General features: G+C 70.7%; 22 protein-coding genes. 14 read left to right on the top strand and 8 right to left on the bottom strand.

Annotated features, from left to right (window positions below; translation table 11 throughout):
• Positions 1–374: 374 nt before the first annotated feature.
• The 5 genes from rimM to MFF06_RS00755 are packed head-to-tail and all read right to left on the bottom strand — an operon-like array spanning position 375 to position 3,568.
• Positions 375–1,052 carry a ribosome maturation factor RimM gene (gene rimM, locus MFF06_RS00775; RefSeq protein ID WP_238201069.1) on the bottom strand — a complete coding sequence of 226 codons (678 nt, stop codon included), beginning with the start codon at positions 1,050–1,052 and terminating at the stop codon, positions 375–377.
• An 11-nt stretch (positions 1,053–1,063) separates the two neighbouring features.
• A complete protein-coding gene (gene rpsP, locus MFF06_RS00770; protein ID WP_238201065.1) occupies positions 1,064–1,426 on the bottom strand; it encodes a 30S ribosomal protein S16 in 363 nt (120 codons plus the stop codon).
• Between the two features lie 16 nt (positions 1,427–1,442).
• Entirely contained in the window at positions 1,443–1,772 is a 330-nt protein-coding gene (locus MFF06_RS00765) for a chorismate mutase (protein WP_238201064.1), read from the bottom strand.
• Positions 1,769–3,334 carry a signal recognition particle protein gene (gene ffh, locus MFF06_RS00760; protein WP_238201063.1) on the bottom strand — a complete coding sequence of 522 codons (1,566 nt, stop codon included), beginning with the start codon at positions 3,332–3,334 and terminating at the stop codon, positions 1,769–1,771. The genes MFF06_RS00765 and ffh overlap by 4 nt, the downstream gene beginning before the upstream one ends.
• A 15-nt stretch (positions 3,335–3,349) precedes the next feature.
• Positions 3,350–3,568, bottom strand: a complete 219-nt coding sequence (locus MFF06_RS00755) for a glutathione S-transferase (protein ID WP_238201062.1) — start codon at positions 3,566–3,568, stop codon at positions 3,350–3,352.
• 309 nt (positions 3,569–3,877) lie between these two features.
• Here MFF06_RS00755 and MFF06_RS00750 point away from each other — a divergent pair, with 309 nt between their 5' ends.
• The 8 genes from MFF06_RS00750 to MFF06_RS00715 all read left to right on the top strand — a co-directional run bounded on the left by MFF06_RS00750 (position 3,878) and on the right by MFF06_RS00715 (position 10,673).
• A complete protein-coding gene (locus MFF06_RS00750; protein WP_238201061.1) occupies positions 3,878–4,495 on the top strand; it encodes an ATPase in 618 nt (205 codons plus the stop codon).
• 439 nt (positions 4,496–4,934) lie between these two features.
• Positions 4,935–5,960 (top strand): Rieske 2Fe-2S domain-containing protein, encoded by a 1,026-nt coding sequence (locus MFF06_RS00745; RefSeq protein ID WP_238201276.1) that lies wholly within the window; start codon positions 4,935–4,937, stop codon positions 5,958–5,960.
• 78 nt (positions 5,961–6,038) lie between these two features.
• The gene (locus MFF06_RS00740; RefSeq protein WP_238201060.1) at positions 6,039–6,284 is read left to right on the top strand and encodes a DUF6894 family protein; all 246 of its coding nucleotides are present in this window, start codon (positions 6,039–6,041) and stop codon (positions 6,282–6,284) included.
• 85 nt (positions 6,285–6,369) lie between these two features.
• Positions 6,370–7,431: an MBL fold metallo-hydrolase gene (locus MFF06_RS00735; RefSeq protein ID WP_238201059.1), complete on the top strand. Its 1,062-nt coding sequence runs from the start codon at positions 6,370–6,372 to the stop codon at positions 7,429–7,431.
• A 165-nt stretch (positions 7,432–7,596) separates the two neighbouring features.
• Positions 7,597–9,210 (top strand): ABC transporter substrate-binding protein, encoded by a 1,614-nt coding sequence (locus tag MFF06_RS00730; RefSeq protein ID WP_238201058.1) that lies wholly within the window; start codon positions 7,597–7,599, stop codon positions 9,208–9,210.
• Positions 9,211–9,279: 69 nt separating this feature from the next.
• Positions 9,280–9,525 carry a hypothetical protein gene (locus MFF06_RS00725; protein ID WP_238201057.1) on the top strand — a complete coding sequence of 82 codons (246 nt, stop codon included), beginning with the start codon at positions 9,280–9,282 and terminating at the stop codon, positions 9,523–9,525.
• Between the two features lie 149 nt (positions 9,526–9,674).
• On the top strand, positions 9,675–10,088 hold the full coding sequence (gene lanM, locus MFF06_RS00720; protein ID WP_238201056.1) for a lanmodulin LanM: 414 nt from the start codon (positions 9,675–9,677) through the stop codon (positions 10,086–10,088).
• Positions 10,089–10,229: 141 nt separating this feature from the next.
• A complete protein-coding gene (locus MFF06_RS00715; protein ID WP_238201055.1) occupies positions 10,230–10,673 on the top strand; it encodes a DUF1810 domain-containing protein in 444 nt (147 codons plus the stop codon).
• Between the two features lie 147 nt (positions 10,674–10,820).
• Here the strand turns inward: MFF06_RS00715 and MFF06_RS00710 are convergent, their stop codons facing one another.
• From MFF06_RS00710 to MFF06_RS00700, 3 genes are all read right to left on the bottom strand, one after another.
• Positions 10,821–13,331 carry a PBP1A family penicillin-binding protein gene (locus MFF06_RS00710; protein ID WP_238201054.1) on the bottom strand — a complete coding sequence of 837 codons (2,511 nt, stop codon included), beginning with the start codon at positions 13,329–13,331 and terminating at the stop codon, positions 10,821–10,823.
• Between the two features lie 76 nt (positions 13,332–13,407).
• The gene (locus MFF06_RS00705) at positions 13,408–14,052 is read right to left on the bottom strand and encodes an HdeD family acid-resistance protein (protein WP_238201053.1); all 645 of its coding nucleotides are present in this window, start codon (positions 14,050–14,052) and stop codon (positions 13,408–13,410) included.
• Between the two features lie 120 nt (positions 14,053–14,172).
• Positions 14,173–15,378 (bottom strand): transglycosylase SLT domain-containing protein, encoded by a 1,206-nt coding sequence (locus MFF06_RS00700; RefSeq protein ID WP_238201052.1) that lies wholly within the window; start codon positions 15,376–15,378, stop codon positions 14,173–14,175.
• Positions 15,379–15,712: 334 nt separating this feature from the next.
• Here MFF06_RS00700 and MFF06_RS00695 point away from each other — a divergent pair, with 334 nt between their 5' ends.
• The 6 genes from MFF06_RS00695 to MFF06_RS00670 all read left to right on the top strand — a co-directional run bounded on the left by MFF06_RS00695 (position 15,713) and on the right by MFF06_RS00670 (position 22,635).
• A complete protein-coding gene (locus MFF06_RS00695; RefSeq protein WP_238201051.1) occupies positions 15,713–16,903 on the top strand; it encodes an inositol-3-phosphate synthase in 1,191 nt (396 codons plus the stop codon).
• A complete protein-coding gene (locus MFF06_RS00690; RefSeq protein WP_238201275.1) occupies positions 16,903–17,829 on the top strand; it encodes a hypothetical protein in 927 nt (308 codons plus the stop codon). Before MFF06_RS00695 ends, MFF06_RS00690 begins: the two co-directional genes overlap by 1 nt.
• A gap of 58 nt (positions 17,830–17,887) precedes the next feature.
• On the top strand, positions 17,888–19,069 hold the full coding sequence (locus MFF06_RS00685) for a class I SAM-dependent methyltransferase (protein ID WP_238201274.1): 1,182 nt from the start codon (positions 17,888–17,890) through the stop codon (positions 19,067–19,069).
• Positions 19,069–20,064, top strand: coding sequence for a Gfo/Idh/MocA family protein (locus tag MFF06_RS00680; RefSeq protein WP_238201050.1), 996 nt, complete (start codon positions 19,069–19,071; stop codon positions 20,062–20,064). The genes MFF06_RS00685 and MFF06_RS00680 overlap by 1 nt, the downstream gene beginning before the upstream one ends.
• Before the next feature lie 118 nt (positions 20,065–20,182).
• Positions 20,183–21,769, top strand: a complete 1,587-nt coding sequence (locus MFF06_RS00675; RefSeq protein WP_238201049.1) for a YcaO-like family protein — start codon at positions 20,183–20,185, stop codon at positions 21,767–21,769.
• Entirely contained in the window at positions 21,766–22,635 is an 870-nt protein-coding gene (locus tag MFF06_RS00670; protein WP_238201048.1) for a sugar phosphate isomerase/epimerase family protein, read from the top strand. The genes MFF06_RS00675 and MFF06_RS00670 overlap by 4 nt, the downstream gene beginning before the upstream one ends.
• The last annotated feature ends 38 nt before the right edge of the window (positions 22,636–22,673 follow it).

Below are 22,673 nucleotides of genomic sequence, written 5' to 3'. Positions count from 1 at the left end.
GATGAGAGCGAAGAATTCGACGGCTCAACGCAGCGTTGCTTGAGCAATCCAGGCCCGGCCATCATAACGGCCACGCTTCCGGCACCTCTCCGGCCCGAAGGCCCCGGCCACGGGGCTTGCGGCGGACCTGATCGGCCGTCGCCCCCGCAAGGGTGAGGAGATCGATCGGAGAGGAGGTGATTCGTGTGATCGGCATTCCGATGCTCACCATCACCGTGAGCAGAAACGCCAGCGGATGGTCTGTGACCATCACGCTGGCGCTCAAACTGCTCTAAGGCTGGAGCAAAGGAACCGGAGGAGGTGGCTCTCTTCCGGTTCCGCTTATGATGTTAAATCCTCGGAACCGCATTTTCAATCGGCTCGGCTGTCGCCCCTCAGCCCGGATCGTCGGCGGGCTTCTGGCCGGGCGGCTCGAAGAAATCCTCCGGCAGAGCGACGGTGATGCGCCGGGCCGGGAGGTCGAGGGTCGGCACGAAGGCCTTCGTGAAGGGCAGGAGCGCCGTCGCACCGCCGGCGGCCGGGCGCAGTTCCAGGAGGTCGCCGCCGCCGTAATTCGGCACCGCGACGACCGTGGCGACGATGGTGCCGGCCGCATCGACCGCCGTCGTCCCGATCAGGTCGGTGGTGAAGAACTCGTCCTCCTCCTCGGGCGTGCCGAGGCGGGTGCGCGGAATGTAAATGGCGAGGCGGTTCAGCGCCTCGGCGGCCGTGCGGCCGGTGACGCCCTGCACGCGGGCGATCAGCATGTCCGACGCGGCGCCGGGGGCAGGGCGCACCTCGGCGAGGGTGAGGGCGCGGCCGTCGGCGGTGGTCAGGGTACCGTAGGAGGCGATGGCCTGCGGATCGGAGGTGAAGGATTTCAGGCGCACCTCGCCGTGCAGCCCCTGCGCCCGGCCGAACTCGCCCATCAGGACGAGGTCCGGATCGGCCGGCTTGGCCGGCGGCTTCGGAGCCGGGGGCTTGGGCGAGGTGGCGGCCTGCGGCGGCAGGGCCGCAGGCCGTGGGCGACGGCCGCCGTCGCGGGAGGTGGGACCGGCGGGGCGGCGCGTCACGGGGCCGGGCCTTACGCGGCGGCGTCCTCGGCGGGGGCGGCGGCCTTCTCGGCGCGCTTGGCGGCCCGCTCCTTGGACTTCTCGCCCGGCTCGGCCTTCTGCGGGTTGTTGCGGGTCGGGCGCTTGGCGAGGCCGGCCTGGTCGAGGAAGCGCAGGACGCGATCGGTCGGCTGCGCGCCCTTGGCGAGCCAGCTCTGGATCTTGTCGGTGTCGAGCACGACGCGGGCCGGATCGTCCTTGGCCTTCATCGGGTCGTAGGCGCCGACCTTGTCGATGAAGCGGCCATCGCGGGGCGAGCGGGCGTCGGCGACGACGATGCGGTAGTAGGGGCGCTTCTTGGCGCCGCCGCGGGTCAGACGGATCTTGAGCGACATGGTGTGTTCCTAGGTCCTAGTTCTGCGGATCGATCGTGGCACCGTGCTCGGCCGCGATCGTCTGGTGGTGCCGGATGACTTCCTTGACGACGAACGCCAGAAACTTCTCGGCGAAATCGGGGTCGAGCTTGGCCTCGACCGCGAGGTTGCGGAGCCGGGCGACCTGACGGGCCTCCCGGTCCGGATCGGAAGGGGGGATCCCCTTGCGGGCCTTCAGCTCGCCGACCCGCTGGGTGCAGCGGAAGCGCTCGGCGAGCAGGTGGATCAGGGCGGCATCGAAGTTGTCGATGCTGTCGCGCAGGCGCGCGAGTTCGGGATCGACGGCTTGCGCGGAGAGAATGGTCATTTCTTCTTCCCGAACGGCATTCCGCCCAGGCCGGGGAGCTTCGGCCCGCCGAGGCCCGGAAGACCCGGCAACTTCGGCATCCCGCCGCCCCCTCCGAGGCCCGGCGGCATCGGCGGAAGCTTGCCGCCGAACTGCTTCTCCAGCGCGGCGATCTGCTCCGGCGTCGGCTCGGGCATCCCCGGCGGCAGTCCGGGCATGCCGCCGCCCATCCCGCCGCCGCCGAGCCCGAACATCGAGCCGAGCGCCTGGCCGATGCCGCGCTTGCCCGACCCCATCGCCTTCATCATGTCGGCCATGGTCCGGTGCATCTTCAGGAGCTTGTTGATCTCCGAGACGTCGACGCCCGAACCCGCCGCGATGCGCTTCTTGCGGGAGTTCTTCAGCAGGTCCGGGTTCTTGCGCTCCTGCGGGGTCATCGAGGAGATGATCGCCCGCTGGCGCTTGAACATCTTCTCGTCGAGGTTCGCGCCTTCCACCTGCTTCTTGATCTGACCCATGCCGGGCAGCATCCCCATCAGGCCGCCGATGCCGCCCATGCGCTCCATCTGCGCGAGCTGCATCGACAGGTCCTCAAGGTCGAACTTGCCCTTGCGCATCTTCTCGGCGGTGCGCATCGCCTGTTCGGCGTCGATCGTCTCCGCCGCCTTCTCGACGAGGGAGACGATGTCGCCCATGCCGAGGATGCGGTTGGCGACGCGCGCCGGGTGAAATTCCTCGAGGGCATCGACTTTCTCGCCTGTGCCCACGAGCTTGATCGGCTTGCCGGTGACGGCGCGCATCGAGAGCGCCGCGCCACCGCGCGAATCGCCGTCCATGCGGGTCAGCACGATGCCGGTGACGCCAAGGCGCTGGTCGAAGGCGCGGGCGGTGTTCACCGCGTCCTGGCCCGTGAGGGCATCGGCGACGAGGAGCACCTCGTGCGGGTTCGTGGCCGCCTTCACCTCGGCGGCCTCAGCCATCAGGGCCTCGTCCACCGTGGTGCGGCCGGCGGTGTCGAGCATCACCACGTCGAAGCCGCCGAGCCGGGCGGCCTCCATCGCCCGGCGGGCGATCTGCACCGCCGACTGGCCGGCGACGATGGGCAGGCTTTCGACGCCGACCTGCTTGGCCAGGACGGCGAGCTGCTCCATGGCGGCCGGGCGGCGCGTGTCGAGGGAGGCCAGCAGCACCTTCCGGCGCTCGCGCTCGGTGAGGCGGCGGGCGATCTTGGCGGTGGTGGTGGTCTTGCCCGACCCCTGAAGGCCGACCATCAGCACCGGCACGGGGGCGGGGGCGTTGAGGTCGATCACCTCGGCGTCGGTGCCGAGCATCGCCACAAGCTCGTCGTTGACGAGCTTGACCACCATCTGGCCCGGCGTGACCGACTTCAGGACGGTGGCACCGACGGCCTTCTCCCGCACCCGCTCGGTGAAGCCGCGCACCACTTCGAGGGCGACGTCCGCCTCCAGCAGGGCGCGGCGCACCTCGCGCATGGCGGCGGTGACGTCGGCCTCCGTCAGCGCGCCCCGGCGGGTGAGGCCGGAGAGGATCCCGGAGAGACGGTCGGAAAGTCCTTCGAACATGCCCGTCGCGGCCCGCTACTGCTCGAGCCCGGCGCGGGAGACCCGCCGGGCCTGAAGCGACGCCTCGAAGCTCTGGATCGCGCGGGCGAACTTGTCCCGGCACTCGGTGTTGCAGAAGCCGACGACGGCGCCGTTGTAGAGGGTGAGCGAATCGGCCGCGATCGGCTTGCCCGACCACGGGCAAGTGTCGTTCACCGCGTCCTCGATCTTCAGCACGTTCTGCTCGGCCACCATGCGGTGAATGCCTCCGCCATCGGGTCCGCCCCGGCGATCGCGCCAACGCCCATCGCGCCCGAGGGCGCAGACGCGCTGTCGGGCGTTGACCTCCGGCCTCTCGGGCCGGTCGGCGGGTATTCGGGTCGATCGTTCGGGATCGGGACGGGCGGGTTAGCCTCGCCGACGGGACTTGTCAATTTTTCCGCGCTTCCGCGCCCAGCGGCGCGCGCCGCCGGCGAGGGAGGGTGCGGCAAAGGTGCCGCACCCTTTACCGGCTGTTAAGCATGTTTCGGTTGGGTGGGCGGGTTAACGTTAGGACGCCTGACGATGTCTGAACCCGCCCGTTCCTTCGCGTTTCCCGAGGAAGACGGCGACGGCGTGCCCAGCCCCCTGCGGGATTGGCTTTCCGCCATGCGCCAGCCGTCCGCCCCGGCGACGGAGGTGCCGCCGCATCCCCTGCGCCAGCGCGAGGCCCGCCGGGATCCGCCGCAGGACGTGTCCTGGGGGCCGCGTCTGGTGGAGCCGGCGGAGGCGCTGGAGGATACCTCCGACGTCTCCGAACTGATGGCCGAGAACATGATGCTCAAGGCGAAGCTGCAGGTCGAGCTGGACCGCCAGGATTCCCTCCAGGCCGCCCTGGCCGACCAGATCCGCGAGCTTCGCCAGCACATCGCGGACGAGATGCGTTCCCTCGAGGAGCTGCAGGCCGAGCAGGTCGCGGCCAAGGCCGAGTACGACGAGTTCCGCGCCGAGCGCGAACAGATCCGCCGGGATCGCGACACCCTGCGACACGAGCGCGACCGGCTCGCGGACGAGCGCGACGCCCTGAGGACCGAACGCGAGGCCGTCTTCGCGGAGCGCGAGATGATCCGGGAGGACCGCGACCTGTGGCGCGCCCGGGCGGAGGCGCTGGCCCAGCCGATCTTCCAGCACGCCAAGCGCTGAGACGGCCCGCACCTCCGAAACGGCGAAGGGCCACCCCCTTTCGAGGATGGCCCTTCCATTGCCGGTCCGACGCGTCCGGCGGAACTGTCCCGTGTTTCGGGTCTCTAGCGCGCCTTAGAGCGACACGCTGGAGGCGAAGGTCCAGGTCCGGGAAGCCGAGACGGTCGGCTGATGACAATGAGACACTGGATCACCTCCTTTCGTTAGTTGCGGGTGAGAAGAAGGTAGGCGGCTGCGGCCGGCTTGTGAAGGGTGCAGGGCTGCGTCGCTTCGCCCATCGCCGCCACGCGCCGGCGGCCATGCCCGCAGATGGCTTTGTCGCCAGGCGCCGCCGAGGGTAAGACGGCGGGCGAACCCCGATCCCTCCACCGCGATCCCGCCCGTGAACGTTCAGGCCCCCCCGCCGCGCGCCGATGAGGCCGCCCTCGACCCCGAGGCGATGCGCCAGCCCCTGCCGAACGCGTGGTATTGCGTCGGCCGCGCGCGGAGTCTCGATGGCGGCAGGCTCCGGGCGGTCGCCCTCAACGGCGAGCAGATGGTCCTCGGCCGGGGCAAGGACGGGGCATTCTTCGCCCTGCGGGATCGCTGCCCGCACCGGGGCATGGCCCTGTCCAAGGGGCCCTTCGACGGCCACACCCTCATGTGCCCGTTCCACGGCTGGCGGTTCGGCACCGACGGCGGCTGCCGGGACGTGCCGACCCTCTCGGAGCACGATGCGTCCGACTTCTCGCGGATCCGCGTCCAGCCTTTCCCCGTCCGGGAAAGCGCGGGCTTCCTTTGGGTTAACCCCTTCCTCGGCCCGGCCGCCGGAGAGCCGCCGGCCCTGCCGACGCTCGACTTCGCGCCCGCCGGCTCCCTGGTCGTCGAACTGGAGGTCGAGGCGTCCTTCGACCTCACGGTGCTCAGCCTCGTCGATCCCGGCCACGTCGCCTTCGTCCACGATTCGTGGTGGTTCCGCCCCTCGAAGCAGTTGCGGGAGAAGGTGAAGATCTTCGAGCCGGTGACGCACGGTTTTACCATGGCGAGCCACGCCACCACCACGAGCAGCCCGGTGTACCGGCTGCTGGGCGGCGTGCCCGAGGTCGAGATCGAGTTCCGCCTGCCCGGCGTGCGGCTGGAGCGGATCCGTGCGGGCACGAAGACCGTCGCGAACTACACCTTCGCGACACCCCTCGGTCCCAACCGGACGATGCTGACCAACGCGCTCTACTGGAGCATGCCGGCCCTGAACCTCCTGAAGCCGCTGGCCCGGCCGCTGATGCGCCAGTTCCTCGATCAGGACCGGCAGGTCCTGCAGGAGGCACAGAAGGGCCTCGACCGGAAGCCGACCATGGTGCTGCTCGGGCAGGGCGACCTGCCCTCGCAATGGTATTTCCGGCTGAAGCGCGAGGCCCTGGAATCGGCGCTGGCCGGACGTCCGTTCCACCATCCCCTAGAGCGGCGGGAGCTACGCTGGCGGTCGTAAGGGGTCGGACGGAAAGGTCTCGTTAACCTTCGCCTCCCTAGGCTCACGGCCGACCGATCCCGTGAGACTCACCGCTCGATGCCACGCTATTTCATTGATCTCCACGACGGCACGCAGCCCATCAAGGACGAGGTCGGCTTCGACCTGCCGGACCTGCCGGCCGCCCGGGCGAAGGTGGCGCGGATCATGTCGGCCATCGCCCGCGACATGCTGCCGGATGTCGAGCGCCAGGATTACGTGGCCGGCGTGCGCGACGACGGGGGCAACGTCGTCTACCGCGTGCGCCTCTCCCTCGCGACGGAACTGCTCGAAGCGGGGGCCTGAGCCCGCCGCCGACGCGGCCGCCCGGCATGCCCTCCGGCGAGATGTCTCGCTTGACCCCGGCGGCGGGGTCGCCATCTCCCATGTCATGAAACGGCGCAGCCTGCTCACGGTCGCCAGCGCGGCCACGGTGATGACCCTCGGCGGCGTCGGCTATGCCGCGCACCGGCGCAACGCCAACCCCTACTATTCCGGGCCGGCCACCGACCATTTCGACGGTGTGCGGTTCTTCCTGCCCGGCGTCGATACCGATCGGGGCCTGGGCGACGTTCTGAAATGGCAGGCCAAGCGGCGGCGCACGGCCTGGCCCGCGGCCTACCCGAGCCCGTTCCCCGCCGACAGGCCGCCGGAGCGGGTGGCGGGCCTGCGCGTCGTGCTGATCGGCCATGCGAGCTATCTTGTGCAGGTCGCCGGGCGCAACATCCTGATCGACCCGGTCTTCGCCAAGCGGGCGAGCCCCGTGCGGTTCGCCGGGCCCAAGCGCGTCAACCCGCCCGGCATCGCCTTCGGGGACCTGCCGCCGATCGATGCGGTGCTGATCACCCACAACCACTACGACCATCTCGACGGGCCGAACCTCGCGCGGTTGTGGCAGGCACACCAGCCCCTCGTGATCGCGCCGCTCGGCAACGACACGATCCTGCGGAACTACGACGGCACGATGCATGTCGAGACCCGCGACTGGGGCGGGTCGGTCGATCTCGGCGACGGGCTGTCCGTCCACCTCACCCCCGCCAACCACTGGTCCGCCCGCGGCGTGAACGACCGGCGGATGGCCCTGTGGTGCGCCTTCGCGATCCTGTCGCCCCAGGGCTTCCACTACCACGTCGGCGATACGGGGCTCGGCGACGGGGCGATCTTCCGCGAGGTCCGCGGGCGCTTCGGGGCGCCCCGCCTCGCGACCCTGCCGATCGGCGCCTACGAGCCGCGCTGGTTCATGCGGCCGCAGCACGTCGATCCCGTCGAGGCGGTGGAGATCGCGCGGATCCTGGAGGCGCACCAAGCGCTCGGCCACCATTGGGGCACGTTCCAGCTCACCGACGAAGGCGTCGAGCGTCCCGCCGAGGATCTCGCCGCCGCGCTCTCCGCCGTCGGGATGGCGCAGGAGCGCTTCGTGGCATTGCGGCCGGGGCAGGTCTGGGAGGGCTGACCCTCGTCCGTGCGCGCGCGGCGAAGCCGGTGAGGGATGCGCCGGGGGCGACGACGTTTCCCCTCCGGCACGTCACGACGCCCGCACCGACGGGGCGCGCCGAGCCCTAGGCACGAAGTATGCAAGATACCGGAGGCAGCCCTTGCGTGCATTCCGGGAGTCCCGATGACTGTGATCGTGCCGACGCGTCGTTCCCTCATGGCAGGTGGGGCGGCGCTCGCGTCCCTCGGCACCCTCGGCCGGGCCCAGGCGGCCGAACCCCGGTCCCTGACCTACGGCATCTCGATGACCGACCTGCCGCTCACCACCGGCCAGCCGGACCGGGGCGCGGGCGGCTACCAGTTCACCGGCCTCACCCTCTACGATCCCCTCGTCGCCTGGGACCTCGCCGTCGCCGACCGCCCGGGCAGGATGGTGCCCGGCCTCGCCACCTCCTGGGAGAGCGACCCGGCCGACCGCAAGACCTGGATCTTCCACCTGCGCGAGGGCGTGACCTTCCACGACGGCTCGCCCTTCGATGCCGACGCAGTGATCTGGAACTTCGACAAGGTGCTCAACAAGGAGGCGCCGCATTTCGACCAGCGGCAGGCCGCCCAGGTCCGCCCGCGCCTCCCCGGCGTCGCGACCTACAGGAAGCTCGACGCGAAGACGGTGCAGGTCACGACGAAGTCCGTCGACAGCCTCTTTCCCTACCAGATGCTCTGGTTCCTGATCTCCTCGCCCGCCCAGTACGAGAAGGTCGGCCGGGATTGGGCGAAGTTCGCCTTCGAGCCGTCCGGCACCGGCCCGTTCAAGCTCGCCAAGCTGACGCCCCGGGTGAGCCTGGAACTTGTGCCGAACGCCGGCTACTGGAATCCGAAGCGCATCCCGAAGCTGTCCAAGCTCACGCTGGCCTGCGTCCCCGAGGAACTGGCGCGGGTGAACGCGCTCCTCTCCGGCAACGTGGACCTGATCGAGACGCCGGCGCCCGACGCGGTGCCGCGCCTCAAGGGGGCGGGGATGCGCGTCGTCGGCAACGACACGCCGCATGTCTGGAACTACCACCTCTCCATGGTGGAGGGCTCGCCCTGGCGCGACCTGCGGCTGCGCAAGGCCGCCAACCTCGCCATCGACCGGGAGGGCGTGGTGCAGCTGATGGGCGGCCTCGCCACCCCGGCCGTGGGGCAGGTCCAGCCGTCGAGCCCGTGGTTCGGCAAGCCGGAGTTCGCGATCAAGACCGATGTGGACCAAGCCCGCAAGCTCGTGGAGGCGGCGGGTTACTCGGTGAAGAACCCCCTCAAGACCACGATCCTGATCCCGAGCGGCGGCACCGGCCAGATGCTCTCGCTGCCGATCAACGAATTCGTGCAGCAGAGCTGGGCCGAGGTCGGCATCCAGGCCGAGTTCAAGGTGGTGGAGCTGGAGGTGGCCTACACGGGCTGGCGGCAGGGCGCGGCGGACCCGAGCCAGAAGGGCGTGAGCGCCGGCAACATCGCCTACGTCACCTCCGATCCGTTCTACGCCATCCTGCGCTTCTACGATTCACGGCAGGTGGCTCCCAACGGGGTGAACTGGAGCCATTACCGCAATCCCGAGGTCGATGGCCTCTGCGATCAGGTGAAGGCCAGTCTGGACACCGCCGAACAGGATCGGTTGCTGGCGCGCATCCACGAGATCGTGGTGAACGACGCCGTGCAAGTCTGGGTCGTCCACGACACCAATCCCCACGCTTTATCGAATCGCGTCTCACAGTATGTTCAGGCTCAACACTGGTTCCAGGACCTGACTACGCTGGCTTGAATTGCGGGACAGGCTGGAACAATGCGCACCAATTCGTGTTGCCTCCCGGAACACGAGTTGGAGAACGCTATGAAGACACTGCTCGCCAGTGCCATCGTCGCCGCTTCGCTTGCGAGCGTGGTTCCCGCCGCCGCCCAGTCGATCGAGATCGGTCCCGGCGGGCCGAGCATCGACCTGCGCTCCCGCGCCCAGCGTGAGCGCGACTACCGGCGCGAGGAATACCGCAGGGATCGCGAGGCCGAGGACCGCTACTACCGGCGTCAGCGCTACGACGACGAGCGGCGCGGCGCCTATCGTCGCGGCTACGACTACTGATCCCACCGGATCGTTGAGGGAGGGCCAGCCACCGCTGGCTCTCCTTTCCTGTGCCGCTGTGGAGCATGACCGGATACTTCATTTCGCACTTGCGTCATGGCGTCCCACGGACTACGAGATTGCCACACTCATTTCGGGAGAAAGTGGCAATGACCCTTCGTTCTATCAGCGGCTTCGCGGCAGTGGCCCTCACGATCGTGGGCGTTTCGGCTCCGGCCGCCATGGCGAAGCCGGCCGGCGGCGCGTCGGCGGTGCGGATGATCGACACCGACAACGACGGCACCGTCGACATGAAGGAAGTGCAGGCCGTTGCCTCCGCCACCTTCGACCGCCTCGAGAAGGATGCCGACAGCACCCTCGATGCCAAGGAGCTGAAGGGCCGCCTGAGCAAGTCCGGCGTGAAGTCCGCCGATCCGGACAGCGACGGGACCCTCGACAAGAACGAGTACCTCGCCGCCGTCGCCGAGCGCTTCAAGATGGCCGACCCGGACAACGACGGCACCCTCGACGCCAAGGAGCTGAACTCCAAGGCAGGCAAGGCCCTCGTCGCCCTCATCAAGTAAGCCGCGGGCCGCGAGGCCCCTCCGCTCCCATCGAAGGCCCCTGGCGACACCCTCGCCGGGGGCTTTGTCGTTGGAGGTGACCGTTCGACCGGAGGGGCGTTGAGGGGAATGACCAGCCTCCCCACGCAGAGAGACTCCGCCATGGCGTCCCGCCCCGACGACCCGTTCGACCTCTGCCGATTCGTGGAGGCCCAGGCCGATTCCCTCGCGACGGCGCTGGCCGAATTACGGGCGGGCCGGAAACGCTCCCACTGGATCTGGTACGTCTTCCCCCAGATCGCGGGGCTCGGATCGAGTCCCATGGCGCGACGCTACGCCATCGCCTCCCTCGACGAGGCGCGGGCCTATCTCGCCCATCCCGTGCTCGGGCCGCGCTTGAGGGAGTGTACGCAGGCCGCGTTGGCAGGCGCGACGGGCTCGGCCCACGACCTGTTCGGCAGCCCCGACGACCTGAAGTTCCGCTCGTCGATGACGCTGTTCGCGGCGGCCGCGCCGGGGGATCCGCTGTTCGAACGGGCCCTGGACCGGTTCTACGACGGCGGGCGGGACGAGCGGACCCTCGCGACACTCCGCGCCCCGTCGTAGCGGCGCATCACCGCGCCGTCCCGTCTTCGCGGGCGCCACGGAGCGATCCAGGGACGCGCACCGTCCGGAGGCGTTCCACGGCCCTGGGTTGCTTCGGCCCGCGCTGGCGAAGACGGCATGGGCGACGAATGGCGCGGGTTCTCCCGCTCACCGCCCCCACAAACCCACCCGCTCGGCGCGGGCCTGATCCTCCGCTTCGAGGAGGTCGGCGGGCGCATCCTCCCGGGCGCGGGCGCCGCCCGCCGCCACGATGAGGCCCGCGAGATCGGCGCCGTCGAGGGTGCAGCGGGTGCCGTCCTCCGGCCCCGGCGCGCACACCACCTCCCGGCGGCGCAGATAGGCGGCGAGCTGCCGGGCGAGGTGGCCGCCCTGGCCCTCGACGCCGAGCAGCCGCACCGTGCGACCCCGGATGCCGAGGGTGCCCGTGTCGATCACGGTGGGGACGCCCCGCGTCTCGTCGCTGCCCACGGGCGCGGGCGGCACGGGCGGCGGTGGCACCTCGGCGGCGGGCACGGTCTCGGCCCGCGCGGCGGAGGCGGTGGGCCGGGTGCGGCCCTTGGCGATGAGGGACGAGGCCCTCTGCACGAAGTCGTGGAAGATCCCCGCCGGCATCTCGCCGCCGAACATCCGGTTCATCGGGCTGTCGTCGTCGTTCCCGACCCAGACGCCGACCACGAGATCGGGCGTCATGCCGACGAACCACGCATCGCGGAAATCCTGGCTGGTGCCGGTCTTGCCGCCGACGATCTGGCCCGGCACCCGCGCCGCCCGCCCGGTGCCCGAATCGACCACCGCCTGGAGCGAGTCGAGCATCATCGTGCGCGGCTCCATGGGCAGGTTGGCCGCTCCCTTCGGATCCGCGCGGACGAAGACCGGCTTGGGGTCCGCTCCCCTGATGGCGTTGATGGCGTAGGTCTCCAGCGGCTCCCGGCCGGCCAGCACGGAGCCGAAGGCGCGGGTCATCTCCAGGAGGCTCACCGCGCCGGAGCCGAGGACGAGGCTCGGCACCGCCGGCAGGTCCGATTGGATGCCGAGCCGCCGCGCCGTCTCGATGATGGCCGGGATGCCGACCTCCTGGCCGATCTGCGCCGCCACCGTGTTGATCGAGAGCGCGAAGGCGGTGCGCAGGGTCACCGGCCCCCGGAAGCGCCCATCGTCGTTGTCCGGCGCCCAATCGCCGATCCTCACCGGACGATCGACCATGACGGTCTCGGTCGTCATGCCCTTCTCGTAGGCCGTGAGGTAGGTCAGCATCTTGAACAGCGAGCCGGGCTGGCGCTTGGCCTGCACCGCCCGGTTGAACTGGCTGTCCTCGTAATCCTTGCCCCCGACCATGGCCAGGATCGCCCCCTCCTTCGAGAGCACGATCATCGCCGCCTGCCCGACCTTGCGGCGGGCGCCGTCCTTGTCGAGGCGCCGCGCCACGGCCGCCTCGGCGAGGCTCTGGAGGTCGAGGTTGAGGGTCGAGCGGACCGTGACGTCGCCCTCCGAGCCCGCGAGCCGTTTCAGGTCGGGAGCGATCATGTCGAGGAAGTAGTTCGTGCCCGGCGGCGCCTCGGGTGGGGTCTTCAGGGTCACGCTCTTGCGGCGGGCGGCATCCGCGTCCTTCTGGGTGATGGCGCCGGTCTCGACCATGGCCTGGAGCACCACGTCGGCGCGCTCCTTGGCGCCGCCGAGGTTGTGGGTCGGCGCGAGTTGGGACGGGGCGCGCACGAGGCCCGCCAGCATCGCCGCCTCGGGCAGGGTCAGGGCCTTGGCGGGTTTGCCGAAATAGCGCCGGGCGGCGGCATCCGCCCCGTAGGCGCCGGCGCCGAAATAGGCCGCGTCGAGGTAGCCGAGCAGGATCTCGTCCTTGCTCATCGTGGCCTCGGCCCGGAGGGCGAGGAGCGCCTCCTGGGTCTTGCGCCAGAGGGTCTTCTCCTGGCTCAGGGTGACGAGCCGGACGTATTGCTGCGTGATGGTCGAGCCGCCCTCGCGCACGCCGCCGCCGCGAACGTTGCGCCACGCCGCGCGGGCGAGCCCACGCAGGTCGATGCCGAAATGGTGGTAGAACCGCCGATCCTCGATGGCGACGATGGCGTGGGCGAGGTTCGGCGGCAGGTCTGCCTGCGTCAGGCGGTTGCCGCGGAAGCTGCCGCGCGTGGCGAAGACGCGCCCGTCGTCGGCCTCCACGGTCACGGCGCGCTGGCCCGTCACCGCCGCTCCGCTGCCGAGGGGCGGCAGGGTCACGAGCGCCGCGGCGACGTAGAGGGAGAGGAGCAGGACCGGAAGGAGGATCAGCGCCGCGAAACCCGCGAGGACGGGGCGGCGGGCGGCGAGGGCGCGCAGTCCTGCGCCGCGCCCGGATCCCCGCGACACGGGCTCTTCGAGGTGCGCCCGGGCGGGCCTGTCGGTGGATGCCGGAGCGGCACTCTCAGAAGCCCGCGCCGCGCGTCGGCGGTGCCGGTCGGCAGCGGCGGCCGCGATCCGCGCCCGGGCGGAGCGGACCGCGTCACCCCCCGCCCGGCCGGCAAAGACGCCAAGGCTGCGCACGAGCGCCGAGGCGGCTCCGAGGACCTCGCGCCCGGCGGCGCGGGTATCGGGTTGCCCGCCGGGGGGCGAGCCGGTCTCGCGGGGCCGAAGGCCCGGCTCCGGTGGTTCGGACGCGTCGGGCCTCATCCTGTCCGGTCGTCCTGCCATCGGCCACTCTGGAACGCGAGTGTACCTTGACCGGTGGCGCCGCCGCTACGGGTATTCACAACCGGCCATTGAGTGCGCCCGGTCCGGCCGCGTGGCGGCTGCGGAGGCGGAGGCCGAGGATGACCAGGAGCACGCCGAAGGCGACGGCGTATCCGCCGATCCACCATGTCAGGACCAGGGCGGACATGCCCGGCTCGATCACCAGCGCGAGCCCGAACAGCAGGGACACGGCGCCCCCGAGGAGAAGCCACCAGCGGCCGTAATGCAGGTGCAGGCGGAAGGCGGCGGCGATCATCAGCGCGCCGGTGACGAAGGCCCAGGCCGCGAGCAGCAGCACGAAGGCCCAGACCGCCGCCGCCGGCACGAGGAAGGCCGCCGCGCCGACCACGATGTCGATGAGCCCTTCGAAGAGCAGGAACCCCCACCGTTCGTGGCGCTGCGCCGCCCGGATCGCGCCGACGATGGTGAAGACGCCATCGGCCAGCATGTAGGCGGCGAAGAACAGGACGAGCGAGAGCACGAAGGCGGCCGGCGCCAGCAGGGCGATGGCGCCGAACGCGATGCTCACGACGCCCCGCAGGGCCACGAGCCACCAGTTGCGGGCGAGCGAGGCGCTCATCGCGTCGAGGCGCGCGACGCCGACGAGGGGCACGCCCGAGGGCGAAGTGGACCGCGAATCGGGGAATGGGCCGCTGGTCATGGCTGCGAAGCTCCGTCTGATGCCCGCGAAACGCGGCCATACACGGGGTGTTCCGCCGCGACCAACGGCTCAGCGATGCGCGCACGACATGGTCGCCGTCGCGCCACGGGGCAGGGCGCCTCAGAGGCCCTCGGACGGCAGGGCCTCCGTCACCTCGATCCGCTGCGGGGCGGCGTCCCGCAGGTCGGTCTCGGCGGTGGCCGTGGCCATCGTCGCGGAGGCGGCGGCCACCGCCGTCACGCCGCGGTACCGGGCGAGGCGCGCGTCGATCATGTCCTCGATGCGGGTGTGGAACTCCGCGATCGTGAGATGGCGCCGCTTTCCGCCGGCCCGCTGGGTGAACAGGCTGCGGTTCGCCTTCGCCGCCGAGCGGAAGGCGCGGGCGGCGGTCTCGTCCGGCCGCTCGCTCGACAGGGACAGGAACCGTCCCGCGCTGGCGGTGCCGAGGAAGTGGGCGAGGTAGAGTTCGGTGGTGGAGAGCGGACGCCCAACCCGGGCCTCGATCCGCTCCCGGTCTCGCTTGATCAGTTCGGCGGCCATCTGGGCCGCGACCCGCGGGTCGTTGCGCAGCGAGAGCACGCGCTGCTGCATCCCCCCGGCGACCGTGATGCCGGGGCCGGTGCCCTTTACCGCCGCCGCCTCCTGGGTGAGGCCGTGGCGGGCGCCGAAGTCGCGGATCAGCTCCAGCCAAGTCGCCTTGACGAACTGGAACAACCCTTGAGCCGAGGAGGCCGAGGACTTCGCATCGGTGTCGAAGCTCGACTCCTTGTCCGCGAGCGCCATCATGTAGACGGGATCGACGCCCGCCTCCTCGGAGGCCTTCACGATGGTGTCGACCACCTTCAGCGGCACGCTGCGCGGCCCGAAGCGGACGGCGTCCTCCCCGTCCTCCTGGGTCAGGCGGGGGAGGGAGGCGAGGTTGTCCTCCACCAGCGCGGTGGTGGGCGGGTCTTGCTCGGGTGGCGTCAGGCTGTCCCAGACCGCGGGGCCCGCGGCGCCGGCGAGCGGCAGGGTCGCCTTCGGCCCGAGATCGATGCGGTCGTGGGCCTGCGCGGGCGGTACCAGCCCGGAGGGGGCGAACATCCCCTGCGGCAGGCCGAGCCCGGCGATCAGGCCGAGGGCGACGCTCAGCGCCCGGATCCGGCGACCGCGACGGGCGGCGGCCGGGATGAAAACTCCTCTGTCATCACGCGGCCAGGGGCTGCGGGGCAGCCACACGATGCCGTCGACCTCATTCCTGGACGCGCCGTGGCCTGCACTTACTGTCGCAGGCATGCGTCCGCCCACGTCGTCGGCGCAACGCGCCGGCTCCGGGTAAAGCCCCATCCACTGGTCCTCTTGTTGTCCCCTTGAGGGTCCGGCTCTGGCGGCCGGATCGTGCGTTTGGCGGCGCCTCTATCGACGCCGGGCGTGACCAGAATGGGACAAGGCCATGATCTCAGCGTGGCAGCGCCGGCCGGGCGTTAACCATTGGGAAAGGAGTGCGGCGAGGCGCGAAAGGCCCCCCCGCCCGTAACGGCCGAGGTTGCAAGATGTCGCACGAGGGGTTGGAACGAAGCAGGCGCGTTCCAGTTGGGTAGGGCCCGCAACCCGGGCAATCGGGGGTTCCGCCTTCCCATCCCGGACGCGTTCTGCGTCCTTACTAGGACACCAGTTTCCCATGAGCATGCAGACCGGTCGCCGTGTCGGCGTCGCTTTCGTTGGCATGGGCGGCGCCGTCGCCACCACCGCCATCGCTGGCATCGAGATGATCAAGTCCGGATCGAACAGGCTCGACGGTCTGCCGCTCGCCGGCGTCCCCGTGGCGGGGATGGCGGACTACAAGGACCTCGTCTTCGGTGGCTGGGACCTCAACGGCGACGACCTCGCCTCCGCCGCCGCCGGGCACGGCGTCCTGACCAAGCAGGACATCGAGAACGGCGCCCAGGTCCTCAAGGGCATCATTCCCTGGCCCGCCGTCGGCAGTGCCAAGTTCTGCAAGAACATCGATGGGCAGAACCGCATCGTCGCCAAGGACCACCGCGAGGCGGTCTCGGTCATCGCCAACGACCTGAGCCGCTTCAAGAAGGAGAGCAACCTCGACGACGTCGTGGTGGTGAACCTCGCCTCCACCGAGCGCTGGCCCGACCTCTCCGATCCGACGCTGAACTCCACCGCCGCCTTCGAGAAGGGGCTGGATTCGAGCGACGAGGCGATCTCGCCCGCGATGCTCTACGCCTACGCCGCGATCAAGAGCGGCATCCCCTACGCGAACTTCACCCCGTCGGTCGCGGCCGACGTTCCGGCCCTGCTGGAGTTGGCGAAGGAGCTGAACGTTCCGGTGGCCGGCAAGGACGGCAAGACCGGCCAGACCATGATGAAGACGGTGCTCGCGCCCGCCTTCAAGGCCCGCGCGCTCCACGTCGACGGCTGGTTCTCAACGAACATCCTCGGCAACCGCGACGGCTTGGCCCTCAACGATCCGAACTCGCTCCAGTCGAAGCTCAACACCAAGGGCACGGTGCTCGATTCGATCCTCGGCTATCCGGTCGAGGATCACCTCGTGCACATCCACTACTACCGGCCCCGCGGCGACGACAAGGAAGCCTGGGACAACATCGACATCACCGGCTTCATGGGCCAGCGGATGCAGGTGAAGGTGAACTTCCTCTGCAAGGACTCGATCCTGGCCGCCCCGCTGGTGATCGAGATCGCCCGCGTCCTCGACCTCGCCAAGAAGCGTGGCGACGGCGGCGTGCAGGAGCAGCTCTCGACCTTCTTCAAGGCGCCGATGGTCAAGAACGGCCACGGCCCGGAGCACGCCTTCGGCAAGCAGGAGACCATGCTCCTCGAGTGGCTGGGCCGCCACTGATGCGGGACGGGACAGGGGCGGGCGCCGCGGCGCCCCCCGCGTTGCGTGAGCTCCTCGTCGAGCTCAACGATCTCAAGCGCGTCCGGTCCGCCGGGCGCCAGGGCACCATCGCCGAGCGCCTGTTCGCGCAGGGCTGGGCGATGCTCACCGGCGGCGCCCGGGCGAAGGATGTCGCCCTCGACATCACCGCCACCGCGCTCGCCGCGACGAGGCTCACCGACCTCGACGCCGCCTTCCTCACCGCCGCCGGGCTCTCGGTGGCGGAGGCGGCGAACGTGTTGCGGGCCGGGTTCGACGAGGTGACCCCCGACCTCGATCCCGATCTCCGGGCGCGGCTGCGCGCCCGGCTCACCGCGCAGGACCTGCCGGACATGGGCGCCGTCCCCGGCTTCGTCGGGGCGCTGGCCGATCAGCCGCGGGCGGGCGTCACCTGCCCCGGCAAGCCGCGCATCCTGCTGGAGCCGCCGGAGAACCACGCCGAGCATTGCCTGATGGTGGCGGTCTACGGCGTCTGCCTCGCCCCGTTCTACCGGGCCGATCCCGGCACGGTCTTCCTGGCGGCGATGGCGCACCATTTCCACAACGCCGCGATGCCGGATGCGGGCTTCACGGGCGAGATGCTGCTCGGCGACCACCTCCTGCCTATCATGGAGGTCGCGACCGGCTGGGCGCTGGCCGAACTCGACGACGCGGGCGATCTTCGGGTCGAGGTGGAGCGCGCGCGGGCGATCCTGCCCGACGATTCCACCGCCGAGGGCCGGGCCTTCCACGCGGCGGACTGCATCGACCGCGTGCTCCAGATCGCCCAGCACCTGCGGGCGGCCTCCCTCACCATGGGCACGGTGCTCGACGAGATGGAACTGGTCCATGCCGGGCCGGTGAAGGCGTTCCATGACAGGGTCCTGCGGGATATGCGCATCCCTTGAGGCCACGGCTTGATCGACGGGCGCCCGCGCCCATCTGCCGATCCAGTCCGTGAGTGCCATGATCCCCTTCGCCCTCGTCTCCCCCTCGACCGGCCACCCGCTGAAGCCCGACGGGCCCCACGCCCTGCGCGACGCCGAGACCGGCGAGCGCTGGCCGGTGATCGACGCGATCCCCTATCTCCGCGTCGGTCGCGAGGCCCTGCGAGAGCGGGTGCTGGCCCATCTCGACGCGGGCGAGATGGATGAGGCGCTGTGCGCCATCCTGGCCGACCAGGACGATTGGTGGAACGGTCCGCCCGCAGACCCGGCCGACCTGATCACGCTGATCCGCGAGCGCCGGACGGCGACGCTGCGCGATGCCGTGCGCCTCCTCGGCTGGGGCCGGGTGGGCGACTACTTCCTCCACCGCTGGAGCGACCCGACCTACCTGGCGGGCCTCGCGCTGCTGGAAGCCCACTGGAACGAGCCGGTCTGCGTCTTCGAGTTCGCCTGCGGCATCGGCCACTACCTGCGCGAACTCGCCCGGCGGGGCTGCAAGGTCTCGGGGGCGGATGTCGTCTTCGCCAAGCTCTGGGTCGCCCGGCACTGGGTGGTGGGCGAGAATGCGCAGCTCGTCTGCTTCGATGCCGGCTCGCCCCACTGGCCGATTCCCGGCGCGCCGGTGGATCTCGTGCTCTGCAACGACGCCTTCTACTTCCTCGACGATAAGCCGCGCGTCCTCGACTCCCTCCGCCAGATGGCGGGGGACGAGGGATGGCTCTCGATCAGCCACATCCACAACCGGGATTGCCCCGGCTTCTCGGCGGGCAAGGCGGTGGCCGTCGAGGACATCGCCGAACTCTTCCCCGACGCCCTGGTCTATGACGACCAGGAGTTGACGCGCTCCCTGGAGGAGGCCCGCGCGCCGATCCCGCACGAGCCGGGCGACCTGCGCACCTGCGAGGCCTTCTCGGTGGTGGCCGGACCGGGGATGCGCCCGGCGCCGCGCTCGGTGATCGACGGCCTCACCCTGCCGAAGGCCGGGACGCATCTCAGCCTCAACCCCCTCTACGTGCCGGAGGGCGAGACCTACGCGATCCGCTTCCCCTCCGAGCGCTACGCCGCCGAGTACGGCCCCCGTGTCACCTACCCGGAGCGCTCGCCCGGACCCGAGCGCCTGACCTACGCGGGCGAGATGTCCGCCCCCGAGACCGCCCGGGTGCGCACGCGGGAATTCGTCGATCTGCCGGAGCGGTGGTGATGGCACCGGTCGGCTGGGGCATCGTCGGCTACGGCTGGGTCGCCCGCGATTACATGGCGCCGGGCATCCGGCAGGCGGGGCACCGGCTCGTGGCCGTCTGCGACCCCAACCCAGCCTGCCGCGAGGCCGCCGCCGCGGAGGGCGCTCGGACTCATGCGGACCTCGCGGCCTTCCTGGCCGACCCCGAGGTCGAGGCAGTCTATGTGGCGACGCCGAACCACCTCCACCGGGAGGCGGTGGAAGCCTTGGCGCGCGCCGGCAAGGCGGTGCTCTGCGAGAAGCCCATGGCGGCCGGGCTCGCCGATGCCGAGGCGATGGTGCGCGCCGTCGAGGCCGGCCGGATCTTTTACGGCACCGCCTTCGACCAGCGCCATCATCCGGCCCACCGGGCGATCCGCGAGCGCATCGCTCGCGGCGACCTCGGCACCGTCACGGCGGTGCGAATCGTCTATGCCTGCTGGCTCGGGCGGGATTGGTCGGCGGCGGGCCAGCCGAACTGGCGGATCGACGCGGCCCAGGCGGGCGGCGGCGCGCTGATCGATCTCGCGCCCCACGGCATCGACCTCGTGGATTTCCTCCTCGGCGAACCCCTCGCCGCGATCACCGCCCTTACCCAGGCGCGCGTTCAGGACTACGCGGTCGATGACGGCGCCCTGCTGATCGGGCGGACGGAGGGCGGCGTGCTCGCGAGCCTGCACGTTGCCTACAACTGTCCCGACGCGCTGCCCCGGCGGCGCCTGGAGATCGTCGGCACGAACGGCCTGCTCGTTGCCGAGAACACGATGGGCCAGACGCCGGGCGGCAGCCTGACCTTCCACGACGGTGCCACCGGCCGCACGGAGGCCGTGGCCTTCGACGGGGAAGCCTCGCCCTTCACGGAGCAGGTCCGCGCCTTCGGCTCGGCGCTGCGCAACCCGGCCGAACGCACCGCCTACAGCGCCGCCCGCGACCTGCACACGATGCGGCTCGTGGTGGAGGCGTATGGCCATCCATGACGTCATTGCGAGCACAGCGAAGCAATCCAGGGCAGCGGGCCGTCTCCGTGAGTGGCGCCGGCCCTGGGTCGCTTCGCTGCGCTCGCGATGACGACGGACAGGGAAACGGACCGATCACGTGAGCCAGACCCAGGACGAACGCGCCCGCCACGAGCGGTTGAAGGCGCCCCGCCCCTATGCCTTCCGCGCGCCGCGCCGCATCGAGGGCCTGCCCGAGCGCCTGCCCGATCCCGTGCGCGCCTACCTCGACATCCTGCCCGAGGGCCGGATCGTCGGCTTCCCCCTGGCGCCGCTGGACCGGACGGGCGTGCCGGTCTGGTTCGTCTCGCTGTTCCTTGACGATCCGTTCTTCGTGGGCGCGATGCCTTCAGGGATCGGCTACGGCGCCACGGACGACGAGGCGCTGATCGGCGCGGTGGCCGAGATCGCCGAGAACCTGATGCCGTCGCTGGCGGTGCTGCCGCGCGCCAAGGAGCGGGCGAGCTATGCCGACCTCGTCCGGGTCTACGGCGCGACATCCGTGGCCGACCCCCTGACCCTGTGCCTGCCCGCCGGCTCGCCCGTGGGCCGGGACACGGTGCTCGAATGGACCCCGGCCGTGCGCCACGCCACGGGCGAGATCGTCATGATGCCCCTCGACATCGCGGCGACGGACTATTTCGAGCTGTCGGAGGGCTATCAGCCCTTCACGAACCTCATCACCAACGGCCTCGGCGCCGGGCCGGACGTGCCCTTCGCGCTCGGCCACGGCGTGCTCGAACTGCTCCAGCGCGACGGCAACGGCCTGCTGTTCCGCGCCCTCGACCAGGGCGTGATGCTCGATCTCGACGGGATTGGGCCGGAAAATGCGGCGATGCTGGCGCGCCTGAAGGATCTCGGTATCCGGGCGCTCCCGAAATTCGCCACCGACCAGTTCGGCCTGACGAACCTCTACGTCGTCGGCTACGACGAGGACCCGGACCGGGCGCCCGCGCCCATCGCCCTGTCGGCCTGCGGTGAGGCCTGCGACCCGGACCGCGACCGGGCCCTGCGCAAGGCGCTCCTCGAATTCCAGGCCGCCCGCGTGCGGAAAACCTTCGGCCACGGCCCCCTCGACCTCGCCGGGACCGTCACGCCGCCGGGCTACGTCGATGCGTTCATCCAGAAGGCGCTTCCGAGCCTCGACCTCGAGGAGGGCAGGGCGCTCCAGGCCATGCTCGACTGGATCGAGATGCCGAATGCCGGCCTGCGGGAGGTGCTGGCCGACACCGTCTATTCCGAGCGCTCCACCAAGCGATTTTCGGAGTTGCCCTCCACCCCGGCCGAGGATGGGCACGCCCGCGGGAAGATTGCCTGCGACCGGCTCCTGGAGGCCGGGTTCGACGTGCTCTACGTCGACTGCTCGCCCCACGGCGGGGGCGTCGGCGTGGTGAAGGCGATCGTGCCCGGTCTCGAAGTCGAGACCATGAGCTACTACCGGATCGGCGAGCGCAACACGCAGAAGCTCATCGACCGCGACCACCCGCTGATCAAGTTCGGCACGGAAAGCGAGACGCTCCGCCCCGTCCGCCTGACGCCGGAGGCCATCGAGCGGTTCGGCGGCCAGCCCCTGTTCGACGTGGCCCTGGCCGAGCGGATCGTCGGGCGGCATTATCCCCTCTACCGCGAGCCGGAATCGCACCACGCGCCCTTCCGGTTGCAGCAACGGAAGGGGAGGGCGGCGTGACGCTTCGCTTCGCCTACAACACCAACGGCGCCGCCAACCACCGGCTGGACGACGCCCTGCACCTCATCAAGGCGGCGGGCTACGACGGCGTCGCCCTGACGCTCGACATCCACCACCTCGATCCCTTCGCGGAGACCTGGTCGGCGGAGGCCGGGCGCGTCGCGAGCCTCCTGGAGAAGCTCGACCTCGCCTGCGTGATCGAGACCGGCGCCCGGTTCCTCCTCGACCCCGGCGCCAAGCACGAGCCGACTCTCGTCACGGCCGACGCCGCGGGGCGCGCCCGGCGCGTCGGCTTCCTGAAGCGGGCCTGCGAGATCGGCGCCATGCTCTCCGCCGAGGCGGTCTCCTTCTGGGCCGGCGTGCCCAAGGAGGGCGTCGACCGCGAGGAGGCCAGGGGCTGGCTGCGGGACGGCCTCGTCGAGGTCGCGGCCTTCGCCGACGAGGCGGGCGTCACGCCCTGCCTTGAGCCAGAGCCGGGGATGCTGGTCGAGACCCTCGACGACTTCGCCGCCCTCGACATCCCGGGCCTGAAGCTCGCCCTCGACACCGGCCATTGCCTCGTCACCGGCGAGCGCGAGCCCGCCGCGGCGGTGCGGGAATTCGCCGACCGCATCGGCACCGTGGCGATCGAGGACATGAAGCGTGGCAGCCACATCCACCTGCCCTTCGGCGAGGGCGACATGGACGTGCCGGGTGTCCTGACGGCGCTGGAGGAGGTCGGCTACGGCAAGCTCATCTGCGTTGAGCTGTCCCGCGAGAGCCACCGGGCGGACGTGATGATCCCGCAATCGCTGGAGTACCTCCGCACCTGCCGCCGTCCGGGGCCGGTGGTCGCCGCCGGGCAGGAAACGCGGCGGCAGGTGTGAGGAAAGGCCGCGCCGGCCGAAGACCCGCTCCGTCACCG

The sequence above is a fragment of the Methylobacterium aerolatum genome (assembly GCF_022179085.1).
In the GTDB taxonomy this organism is placed as follows: Bacteria; Pseudomonadota; Alphaproteobacteria; order Rhizobiales; family Beijerinckiaceae; genus Methylobacterium; species Methylobacterium aerolatum.
Note: the sequence above shows the minus strand (reverse complement) of the source record. Positions and strands in the feature narration are given on the sequence as shown.

Excerpts from the sequence above, each read along its gene's own strand:
- rpsP (WP_238201065.1), bottom strand. The coding sequence starts at position 1,426 with ATGTCGCTCAAGATCCGTCTGACCCGCGGCGGCGCCAAGAAGCGCCCC.
- MFF06_RS00765 (WP_238201064.1), bottom strand. The coding sequence starts at position 1,772 with ATGACCATTCTCTCCGCGCAAGCCGTCGATCCCGAACTCGCGCGCCTG.
- ffh (WP_238201063.1), bottom strand. The coding sequence starts at position 3,334 with ATGTTCGAAGGACTTTCCGACCGTCTCTCCGGGATCCTCTCCGGCCTC.
- MFF06_RS00755 (WP_238201062.1), bottom strand. The coding sequence starts at position 3,568 with ATGGTGGCCGAGCAGAACGTGCTGAAGATCGAGGACGCGGTGAACGAC.
- MFF06_RS00750 (WP_238201061.1), top strand. The coding sequence starts at position 3,878 with ATGTCTGAACCCGCCCGTTCCTTCGCGTTTCCCGAGGAAGACGGCGAC.
- MFF06_RS00745 (WP_238201276.1), top strand. The coding sequence starts at position 4,935 with ATGCGCCAGCCCCTGCCGAACGCGTGGTATTGCGTCGGCCGCGCGCGG.
- MFF06_RS00740 (WP_238201060.1), top strand. The coding sequence starts at position 6,039 with ATGCCACGCTATTTCATTGATCTCCACGACGGCACGCAGCCCATCAAG.
- MFF06_RS00735 (WP_238201059.1), top strand. The coding sequence starts at position 6,370 with ATGAAACGGCGCAGCCTGCTCACGGTCGCCAGCGCGGCCACGGTGATG.
- MFF06_RS00730 (WP_238201058.1), top strand. The coding sequence starts at position 7,597 with ATGACTGTGATCGTGCCGACGCGTCGTTCCCTCATGGCAGGTGGGGCG.
- MFF06_RS00725 (WP_238201057.1), top strand. The coding sequence starts at position 9,280 with ATGAAGACACTGCTCGCCAGTGCCATCGTCGCCGCTTCGCTTGCGAGC.
- lanM (WP_238201056.1), top strand. The coding sequence starts at position 9,675 with ATGACCCTTCGTTCTATCAGCGGCTTCGCGGCAGTGGCCCTCACGATC.
- MFF06_RS00715 (WP_238201055.1), top strand. The coding sequence starts at position 10,230 with ATGGCGTCCCGCCCCGACGACCCGTTCGACCTCTGCCGATTCGTGGAG.
- MFF06_RS00710 (WP_238201054.1), bottom strand. The coding sequence starts at position 13,331 with ATGAGGCCCGACGCGTCCGAACCACCGGAGCCGGGCCTTCGGCCCCGC.
- MFF06_RS00705 (WP_238201053.1), bottom strand. The coding sequence starts at position 14,052 with ATGACCAGCGGCCCATTCCCCGATTCGCGGTCCACTTCGCCCTCGGGC.
- MFF06_RS00700 (WP_238201052.1), bottom strand. The coding sequence starts at position 15,378 with ATGGGGCTTTACCCGGAGCCGGCGCGTTGCGCCGACGACGTGGGCGGA.
- MFF06_RS00695 (WP_238201051.1), top strand. The coding sequence starts at position 15,713 with ATGAGCATGCAGACCGGTCGCCGTGTCGGCGTCGCTTTCGTTGGCATG.
- MFF06_RS00690 (WP_238201275.1), top strand. The coding sequence starts at position 16,903 with ATGCGGGACGGGACAGGGGCGGGCGCCGCGGCGCCCCCCGCGTTGCGT.
- MFF06_RS00685 (WP_238201274.1), top strand. The coding sequence starts at position 17,888 with ATGATCCCCTTCGCCCTCGTCTCCCCCTCGACCGGCCACCCGCTGAAG.
- MFF06_RS00680 (WP_238201050.1), top strand. The coding sequence starts at position 19,069 with ATGGCACCGGTCGGCTGGGGCATCGTCGGCTACGGCTGGGTCGCCCGC.